This window comes from Mangrovibacterium marinum (genome assembly GCF_003046625.1).
GTDB lineage: Bacteria > Bacteroidota > Bacteroidia > Bacteroidales > Prolixibacteraceae > Mangrovibacterium > Mangrovibacterium marinum.
The window spans coordinates 273,794-283,359 of the sequence record NZ_QAAD01000005.1; the positions used below are offsets into that span (position 1 = coordinate 273,794).

The 9,566-nt window shown below is 45.5% G+C and carries 8 protein-coding genes; 6 read left to right on the forward strand and 2 right to left on the reverse strand.

What is annotated here, in order from left to right; translation table 11 throughout:
- Position 1: 1 nt before the first annotated feature.
- Together C8N47_RS06935 and proS are read right to left on the reverse strand one after the other, a co-directional pair.
- On the reverse strand, positions 2-688 hold the full coding sequence (locus tag C8N47_RS06935; protein WP_107821811.1) for a hypothetical protein: 687 nt from the start codon (positions 686-688) through the stop codon (positions 2-4).
- Between the two features lie 71 nt (positions 689-759).
- Positions 760-2,235: a proline--tRNA ligase gene (gene proS / locus C8N47_RS06940; RefSeq protein ID WP_107821812.1), complete on the reverse strand. Its 1,476-nt coding sequence runs from the start codon at positions 2,233-2,235 to the stop codon at positions 760-762.
- Positions 2,236-2,333: 98 nt separating this feature from the next.
- Here proS and C8N47_RS06945 point away from each other — a divergent pair, with 98 nt between their 5' ends.
- The 6 genes from C8N47_RS06945 (at position 2,334) to nagB (ending at position 9,389) form a co-directional block, all read left to right on the forward strand.
- The gene (locus C8N47_RS06945; protein ID WP_107821813.1) at positions 2,334-3,752 is read left to right on the forward strand and encodes a hypothetical protein; all 1,419 of its coding nucleotides are present in this window, start codon (positions 2,334-2,336) and stop codon (positions 3,750-3,752) included.
- A gap of 54 nt (positions 3,753-3,806) precedes the next feature.
- Complete coding sequence (locus C8N47_RS06950) at positions 3,807-5,354, forward strand: OmpP1/FadL family transporter (protein ID WP_107821814.1); 1,548 nt, start codon at positions 3,807-3,809, stop codon at positions 5,352-5,354.
- A gap of 181 nt (positions 5,355-5,535) precedes the next feature.
- Positions 5,536-5,814: a hypothetical protein gene (locus C8N47_RS06955; RefSeq protein ID WP_146161453.1), complete on the forward strand. Its 279-nt coding sequence runs from the start codon at positions 5,536-5,538 to the stop codon at positions 5,812-5,814.
- 16 nt (positions 5,815-5,830) lie between these two features.
- Positions 5,831-6,544: a class I SAM-dependent methyltransferase gene (locus C8N47_RS06960; protein ID WP_107821816.1), complete on the forward strand. Its 714-nt coding sequence runs from the start codon at positions 5,831-5,833 to the stop codon at positions 6,542-6,544.
- 3 nt (positions 6,545-6,547) lie between these two features.
- Positions 6,548-8,551 (forward strand): DUF4954 family protein, encoded by a 2,004-nt coding sequence (locus C8N47_RS06965; RefSeq protein WP_107821817.1) that lies wholly within the window; start codon positions 6,548-6,550, stop codon positions 8,549-8,551.
- 10 nt (positions 8,552-8,561) lie between these two features.
- The gene (gene nagB / locus C8N47_RS06970; RefSeq protein WP_107821818.1) at positions 8,562-9,389 is read left to right on the forward strand and encodes a glucosamine-6-phosphate deaminase; all 828 of its coding nucleotides are present in this window, start codon (positions 8,562-8,564) and stop codon (positions 9,387-9,389) included.
- Positions 9,390-9,566 lie beyond the last annotated feature (177 nt).

Consider the following 9,566-nt stretch of genomic DNA (forward strand, 5'->3'; position numbering starts at 1 on the left):
ATTAAATATCGTCTGAATTAAATTTAAACCCGACACGTTTGCCGGTTTTCATTTTCGAGTGAAAAATTTCTTCCTTCATCTGTTCAACCGACGCAATTTTTACCTGGTCGTAAGGTGGCACCAACAAGTCGAACTCGATGGCATAACGAATGGATGTGTCCAGAATCTGCTTGATGTTTTTCTTCGACATCACATCGTTTTTGAAATCTTTGACCAGCTCGCCCGACTGACGCTTTCCTTCAACAAAGAAATGGCTCTCCTTGTTGATGAAAATACGGGCAATCAGGTAGCCCAAATCCTGCATCCGGTTGTATTTGAACGAGTCGGACAAGAAATTATAAATATTGATAATTCCGCAATACGAATTTAGCGGATCTTCCTTTACGTACTCGGTTTTCCATACCGGATGTTCGCGGTTAAACACAAACACATTGGAGTGCATACTAAACAGTAGCATGTCGGCTGCCAGGCGAAACTCGGCCTCAAAAGGCCCCTTTTCGTGAAAAGTCGGCAACAGTTCATCACTAATCTTGCCACGCAAGGTTTGCGAATACTCATCGACCAGCTCACGCAAGGCATCCTTCAATAAATTAAAAGACTCAAGTGTATTTTTGTAAACCTGTTGCTTAATATTGGACTTGATAACAATTGTTTCCAACTGATCGGCCTTCTTTTTGGGAGCATCCATACGCTGTTTTTCTGTTAAAAATAAGAAAAGCAGCCATAATTGACTGCTTTTATCGGGTATGAAAAATCATGTTAGTAAGCAATAGCGAACAAAACACGTTGCTGAGATGGTTTTCCGGTGTAAATACATGCTCCTTCTTCCTTCTCGCCGTCAAACGGAATACAACGGATTGTTGCTTTGGTTTCTTCTTTGATCTTTTGTTCGGTTTCGGGAGTGCCATCCCAATGAGCCAGCACAAAGCCGCCTTTATTTTTAAGTACGTCTTTGAACTCGTCGTAAGTATCAACCTTGGTTGTCATCTCCGTACGGAAGTCCTTCGCTTTATTGTAAATCGAAGTTTGAATTTCTTCCAGCAATTCAGCCACATACTGATCGATATTTTCCAGCTGCGCAACTTGCTTGGTCAGGGTGTCACGGCGGGCAACTTCAACCGTTCCGTTTTCCAGGTCGCGCGGACCAACAGCCAAACGAACGGGAACACCCTTCAATTCGTACTCGGCGAATTTCCAGCCCGGTTTTTTGTTATCCGAGTTATCGTATTTCACACTGATACCGCGCGCTTTCAACTTTGCAATCAGCTCGTCAACTTTGGCATTAATTGCATTGAGTTGATCATCATTCCGGTAGATTGGCACAATAACCACCTGATAAGGGGCCAATTTGGGAGGGAGGACTAAGCCGTTATCGTCGGAGTGAGCCATAATCAAGGCCCCCATCAAACGGGTTGAAACACCCCAGGAGGTAGCCCAAACGTAATCTTCTTTTCCTTCTTTGGTTGCAAAACGAACGTCGAATGCTTTGGCAAAGTTTTGTCCCAAAAAGTGCGAAGTTCCCGACTGCAGCGCCTTTCCGTCCTGCATCAAGGCTTCGATGGTGTAAGTTTCCAGTGCTCCGGCAAAACGTTCGTTGGCCGATTTGGCTCCTTTAACGACCGGTAAAGCCATGAAATTTTCAGCAAAATCGGCGTATACATTCACCATCTGCTCCGTTTCCTTCAATGCTTCATCTTTGGTAGCATGGGCGGTATGCCCTTCCTGCCACAGGAATTCGGCCGTACGCAAAAACAAACGGGTACGCATCTCCCAGCGTACAACATTGGCCCACTGGTTACACAAAATCGGAAGATCGCGGTACGACTGGATCCAGTTTTTATAAGTGTTCCAGATAATGGTCTCCGAAGTGGGACGAACGATCAGCTCTTCCTCCAGTTTTGCATCCGGGTCAACAACCACTCCTTTTCCGTCCGGGCTGTTTTTCAACCGGTAATGTGTAACTACGGCACACTCTTTGGCGAAGCCTTCAACATGATCGGCTTCTTTACTAAAAAACGATTTGGGAATAAACAAGGGAAAATAAGCGTTAACATGTCCTGTTTCTTTGAACATACGGTCCAATTCGGCCTGCATTTTTTCCCATATTGCATATCCGTAAGGTTTAATCACCATGCAGCCCCGAACAGCTGATGATTCGGCCAAATCAGCCTTCACAACCAGCTCGTTGTACCACTGCGAGTAATTCTCTGCCCTAAGGGTTAATTCTTTCGCCATTTCTTTTGATTTGGTATGGTATTTGCTTTATTTGTAATGTAATTATAGAGGCTACAAAGTAAATAAATTTATTTTTAAAAGTTACAGGAGGGATAGTTATGAAAGCAAAAGTTACAATCATCTCGGCACTAGCACTGCTACTGAGTGCATGTACAACCGGGACCTATGTAACCGATCGGTACGATGACATCTACTTTACTCCCGGAGATGTTCCTCCACCGGTTATGACAGATCCGGTTCCTGTTGATCAAAGTCTGCAGCCAACAAATGCCGCACCACTTGTCATGCAGGAACAAACGGTTGACCAAAGTGGAAATCGCACGTATGAGAATCACGTTTTTACCACCGATGATCCGAACGCCGATATCCACCGCTACGATATGTCATCCATGGAATTGGTGGATAGCGATACCACGACCTTGGAAAATGAGGATACCGCTAATTATATTATCAATAATTATTATGAAGGTGATGATCTGGATTTTGCCTATCGGATCAACCGCTTTCATCGTTATGGCTATTATTCGCCTTACAGCTGGTACTACGACCCGTTCTATTACGATCCATTCTACTATGATCCGTTTTACTTCGATTGGTATTACCCGCGCTGGAGCTTTGGCATAAGCTTCGGATGGGGTTACCCATACTACAGCTATTGGGGAAGCCCATACCATTGGGGCAGTTCGTGGTATTACGGCGGAAGCTACTGGGGATATCCGTATTATGGAAGCCACTGGACCTCATATCCTCACTACCACGATGGTAACGTTAGATATGGTCGAAGGACGACTTTTGGTGGCTCGTCGGGTAATATTGCAACAGGAACCAGGCAAGCCGCTGCTCGAAGATCATCTGGCACAATGAACAGTGCTGCGACAACCCGCCGGTCCGTATCGAGCTCTACAGCACGTACGAGCACAGCGACAACCCGAAGTGCTACAATTATGGATAAGCGTCGCAATGCAAATGTTAACGGCGTAAGCTCCAGTGGCCGACGAAGCGTGTCAACGATCAATACAACCACACGCTCAAGCCAGGGAGCAAGTCAAACTCCGGCAGTTCGTTCAGGCAGCCAAACCCGGGCAACAACGACTAACAGAAGCACCACGAGCGGCACGCGTTATACGGCACCGACTCAAACACGCAGCTATACGCCAAGTTATACCAAACCCAGAACAGTAACCCGTTCGAGCTACAACAATAACACCTACCGAAGTTCAGGGTCCAACTCGTCGTACTCGAAACCGGCTACACGAACACAACAAAACTCGAGCTACCGAAGCACCTATAAATCGGGGACTACTTACCAACGGGGATCGAGCAGCAGCAAGTCGTACAGTACGCCAAGCCGCAGTTCATCATCGTACAGCAGTCCGAGCCGCAGCTCATCGTCGTATAGCACGCCAAGCCGTAGTTCGTCAAGCTACCGTTCGTCGGGCACAAGCAGTCCGAGCCGATCATCGGGTAGCTCAACACGAAGCAGCTCCGGTAGTAGCAGAAGTGGTGGACGCCGCTAACTGGGTGTCCCCAACAACAGAAAGCTTACAATAATTAGCTAAAATGAGATAGTTATGAAAAAAATTATTAGTGCCTTTATTATTCTCCTTGCAAGCTCGCCCCTGTTTGCTCAAAATATGGTCGATGCCATTCGGCTTTCGGACACCCGCATTCAGGGGACAGCAAGGGCTACAGCGATGGGAAACGCCTTTGGAGCGCTTGGCGGCGACTTCACTTCTGCCAGCATAAACCCGGCAGGTCTGGGAGTGTACCGAAGTAGCGAGTTTGTTATTACAACACAACTGGGAAATACCGATGTTGAAGCCAATTACCTGGGAACAACTGCATCCGATTCAAAATTCAATCTTAGTGTTCCCAACATTGGCTATGTTGTTAACTTCCCCTCATCTCCTAACAGTACCAGCTCGCTGGTTAGCTTCAGTTTGGGTTTAGGCTATAACCGCATGAATAATTTCAATATGCACAAGATCATCAGCGGAGCCGGAGCAACTTCATCAATGCTGGATCAATTTACCTACAATCTCAACCATCCCGTTGAAATAATGTACTATGATGCATACGAAGGTTTAGCAATTGAGACGGGATTAGTGTACGACTACACTGATGAGCCTTCTGTATATTACCATGATATGCAAGAAACTCAAAGCGGTATCGAAGGCTCTAAGAATTTTGCGCACGATCAGCGCCGAACGTTTTCACAAAAAGGGAGTCAGGATGAATATACCATCTCCTTTGCAGCCAACTTCAACCATAAGGTTTATTTGGGCGCAACGGTCGGCATTCAGGATGTATACTATAAAGAGACCAGTCGTTTTATTGAGGATATTCGTGGAAATGAGAGTTATCAGGGCAGCGACTTTCCTTACAAGTTGAACAGTTACGAACTCGAATCCTATTTAAAGACCACCGGAACCGGAATTAACTTTAAAGTTGGAGCAATCTTCAAACCGATTGATGAGCTTCGTCTGGGAGTAGCGTTCCACACGCCAACTTTCTACGATCTGCACGATAGTTTTGACACTTATATGTACTCGAACATTTCGGAGGATGGCCAAAATGTTAGCCGAGAAGCTGGCTCTCCCTATTATGACTACGATTACCGAATTGATAGTCCGATGAAAGGTGTTCTGAGCGCTGCCTACATCATTGGTAAGGCCGGACTGATCAGTGTAGACTATGAGTATGTCGATTATTCGTCCATGAAGCTTCGCGATGCAAGCGATGGATGGGATTATAGCTACGAGAATAATGATATTGAAGAGGCATTTAAAGCAGTCGGCAATCTTCGGATTGGAGCCGAATACCGCGTCAATAATTTCTTCAGCTTGCGGGGAGGCTATGAGTATCTTCCCAGTCCGTACGAAAAATTTGCATTCGACACAAACCAACCCAATGGTAACGAGGACACCCAAACTTATGCTCTGGGTTTTGGCATTAAAAGTGGTGGCGTATTCTTTGATTTAGCCTATAAACACATTGCCAATACAAACCACCTGGAGCTCTACCAGTTTCCGAGCCGTTTGGATTTGGGAAGTTCACCAGCTGCAAAAATGGATTACCAAAAGGACTATGTGAGCTTTACCCTCGGGTTCAGATTCTAAAAGAACATCATATTTTCAATGATAAAAAGCACCTTTCGGGGTGCTTTTTCTTTTTCGTTCGTATAGCGAAACTGATGTTTCGACCTTCAATTTATAGTCGTTCGTAAAATAACAGCCGGTTCTGTTTTTTTTGAAAAACTTTCGCCGTAACTTGATTTCGGAAACAGGAACCGAATAACCGATGACTAATCTATTTCGACATATCGACTATCACTCCTCCTTGGAGATATTTAACCAAGCTGATCGCACAGGGCGACGCTTGAAGCTTGGAGACATCAAAACTTCCCAATGGCTTCAGAAAGAAAATATCAAACTCGACGATATTAAATCAATTTCACAAAAGCTCCCCGACCTGCGAATCTTCATTATTGGTGAAGGAGATACCGAAGGATTCTATATTTATTCTCAAAAAAAGGAAACTTGTCTTAAATTTGAAGCGCCTATTTTAAGTGTTGAATAGCCTTCAAAAGAAAAGAATGCCAATATATGATCCCATCGGACTAGCAGTCCACAATTTTCACTTCAAAAAAGAAGATAAACCTGTTGTAATTTATGCGGATGATTTTGATCCGGATAAGGTTCTTCCCTCCTACTTTTTCCGCAGCTTCGAGCAGATGCCAGCACTGGAGCAGTTAGCCCTGAAAAAGGCCCGGGGACGAGTTCTGGACATTGGTGCTTGCGCCGGATGTCACAGTCTGTATTTACAGGATCAGGGATATGATGTGACGGCACTCGAGCAGTCTGCTCTTTGTTGCGAAGTGATGAAGGACCGCGGACTCCGGCAAGTTATTCATTCCGATTTATTCGGGTACCATGAGTCGAATTTCGACAGCCTGCTGTTACTGATGAATGGCACCGGCATTGCCGGAAATCTGGCTAATTTTCAAACATTTCTTAAGCAACTGAAAAGCTTACTGGCTCCGGAAGGGCAAATTCTGATCGATTCGTCTGATTTAATTTACCTTTACCTGGACGATGACGGTTCGGCCTGTGTTGATATTAATGCCACAGCCTATTATGGCGAAATGAACTACCAGGTTGAATACAACCAACAAAAAGGAGAAGCTTTCCCCTGGCTCTATCTCGATCCGGAATCGTTGGCCAAAGAGCTTGAAAAGGCAGAGCTCAGAATCGAATCTATCGACGAGGGCGATCACTACGACTACCTCGCAACGATCAAACATATATAAACTATGAACGAACACCAATATCGCTCCCTGCGAACGGAAGAAATTGAGCAACTTACAAAACAAAATTGCCAGGCTGAAGATTGGAGTCGGATTTTTGTTTCCGACGAATTTGATCCGACGCGTTTTATGAGCGTTCAATTTAGCGGGACAATCTACCTCGGGAGCCAAACGGGCGAAATTGAGCTTTACGGAGGGGTAAAAAAGCAATGCGGCATATACCATGCCCATCTTCACAATTGTGAGATTGGCGACAATGTGTTCATCAACCACATCAAAAACTACATCGCCAATTACAGCATTCACGATCATGTGATTATCGACAATACCGACATCTGTGCAGTTGAAGGACCAAGCACCTTTGGCAACGGCACAACGGTTGACGTGATGGATGAAACCGGCGGACGGTCGGTGGTGATCTACGACGAGTTATCGGCTCACCTGGCCTACATTATGGCTTTTTACAAACACCGGCACGATGCCGTTTGTAAAATCGAAACAATGATCGGCCAGTACTGCCATGAGGTTGAAAGCAACAAAGGCGTATTGGGTGAACATACCCAAATATTTAACTGCAAGGAGCTTCGAAATGTAAAAACCGGAGCGTACACCCGGATTAATGGTGCCAGCAGCCTGCAAAACGGAACCATCAACTCTACAAAGTCTGCGCCCGTACTGATTGGCCAGGATGTTATCCTGAAAAATTTTATCGTTTCATCGGGCACCGAGATTAGCGACGGAGCTATCGTATCCAATTGTTTTGTCGGCCAAGGTTGTTCGATTGGCGCACAATATTCGGCACAAAACTCGTTATTCTTCGCCAATTGCCAGGGGTTTCACGGTGAGGCTTGCGCAGTTTTTGCCGGCCCTTACACCGTTACGCATCACAAATCAACCTTGCTGATTGCCGGGATGTTTTCGTTTTGCAATGCCGGAAGTGGGTCGAACCAAAGTAACCACATGTATAAATTGGGGCCCATTCACCATGGTGTTGTTGAACGTGGCTCGAAAACCACCAGCGACTCCTACCTGCTGTGGCCAGCCAAAATCGGTGCATTCACGCTGGTTATGGGACGGCACTACAAAAACTCGGATACTTCGGATATGCCCTTCTCCTACCTCATCGAAAAGAACGACGAGAGCTGGCTGGTTCCGGGGGTTAACCTGCGCAGCGTGGGAACCATCCGCGATGTGTTGAAATGGCCAAAGCGCGACAAACGAACTGATGAACACCAGTTGGATTGTATCAATTTCAACTTACTGAGTCCGTTTACCATTCAAAAGATGGCACAGGCCATCGCTATTCTGCACCAGATACGCCGGATATCGGGTGAAACAACCGGCGAGTATTCGTACAACAACACCCGGATCAAACGCGATGCGCTGCACAAAGGCCTGAAACTATACGACATGGCCATTATGAAATTCATTGGCAACTCTATAATCACCCGGTTGAACAAAGCCCAGCTCGAAGGAGGTGCCGGGCTGCAAGACTGCCTGAAGGCCGATAGTGAAATAGGCTTGGGCGATTGGATTGACCTCTCGGGACTGCTTGCTCCCAAAAATGAAGTGATCAAATTGCTGAACGGAATCGAAAACGGTACGATCACCGATTTGAAAACCATCGATCAGTTTTTCAGAACCCTTCACCAAAATTATTACGATTACGAATGGAACTGGACCGTTCGGTTTATGGAATCGTACCTTCAAAAGCCGCTTGCCGATTTTAGCCGCGACGAACTTATTGATATTATTCGTAAATGGCGTGAAAGTGTCGTTGAACTGGATGAATTGCTTTATGAAGACGCTAAAAAAGAGTTCCGGCTGGACTCGATGACCGGCTTTGGCATCGACGGAGATCAGGAAATTAAGCAAAAAGATTTTGAACAAGTTCGGGGACGTTTCGAAGAAAACAGCTTTGTGAAGGAAGTTCTTCACCATATTGACCGGAAAACCAAACTTGGCGAACGTGTAATCAACCAACTACAACAAATAACCATCACAAATTAAAAAAAGAAAAATGAGACTCATTATTCAGGAAAATTACGGAGAGTTATCCGCATGGGCTGCCAACTACATAGCCCGAAAAATTCAGTTAGCTGCGCCGACCAAGGAAAAACCTTTTGTTCTTGGCCTCCCAACCGGCTCATCTCCGCTGGGTGTTTATAAAGAGCTGATCAAATTGCATCAAAGCGGAAATGTTAGCTTTAAGCATGTCGTCACCTTCAATATGGACGAATATGTCGGTATTCCGAAAGATCACCCGCAAAGCTACCATACGTTTATGTGGGACAATTTCTTCAGCCATGTCGATATTGCGGAAGAAAATGTAAATATTCTGAATGGCAACCCCGCGGATCTGAAAGAAGAATGCGCCCGCTACGAGCAGAAAATGAAGGAAGTTGGTGGTATCGACCTGTTCCTGGGAGGTATTGGTCCCGACGGACACATTGCCTTTAACGAACCGGGATCGTCGCTTGCCTCGCGCACACGAGACAAGGAACTGAATTACGACACCATTGTTGCCAACTCGCGTTTCTTCGAAAACGATGTCAACAAAGTGCCAAAATTAGCGCTGACTGTTGGTGTTGCAACCGTAATGGATGCCAAAGAAGTGTTGATTATTGTAAATGGACTGAATAAAGCCCGTGCATTGAAACACGCCGTGGAAGAAGGTGTAAACCATATATGGACCATCAGTGCGTTACAATTGCACCCCAAAGGAATGATCGTATGCGACGAACATGCCACTTACGAGTTGAAAGTGGGTACTTACAAGCACTTCAAATCGATTGAAGCGAACAACCTGGATGCCCAAAAGGTGTTGGAAAGTGACTTGATTTGGTAGGTCCGTCCCGACCTCAGTAAAAAGCAAGAGCCACAGCCTAATCAGTTGTGGCTCTTGTTCATTTCGGGCTAAAGGTTGAAAAGTATCCGTCTCCACGATAACGTATAGGCTTTCGGGATTATTCTTTCGATTTTCACATCCTTGATGTTTCACAAAAAAAAGGATGTACTATGATTT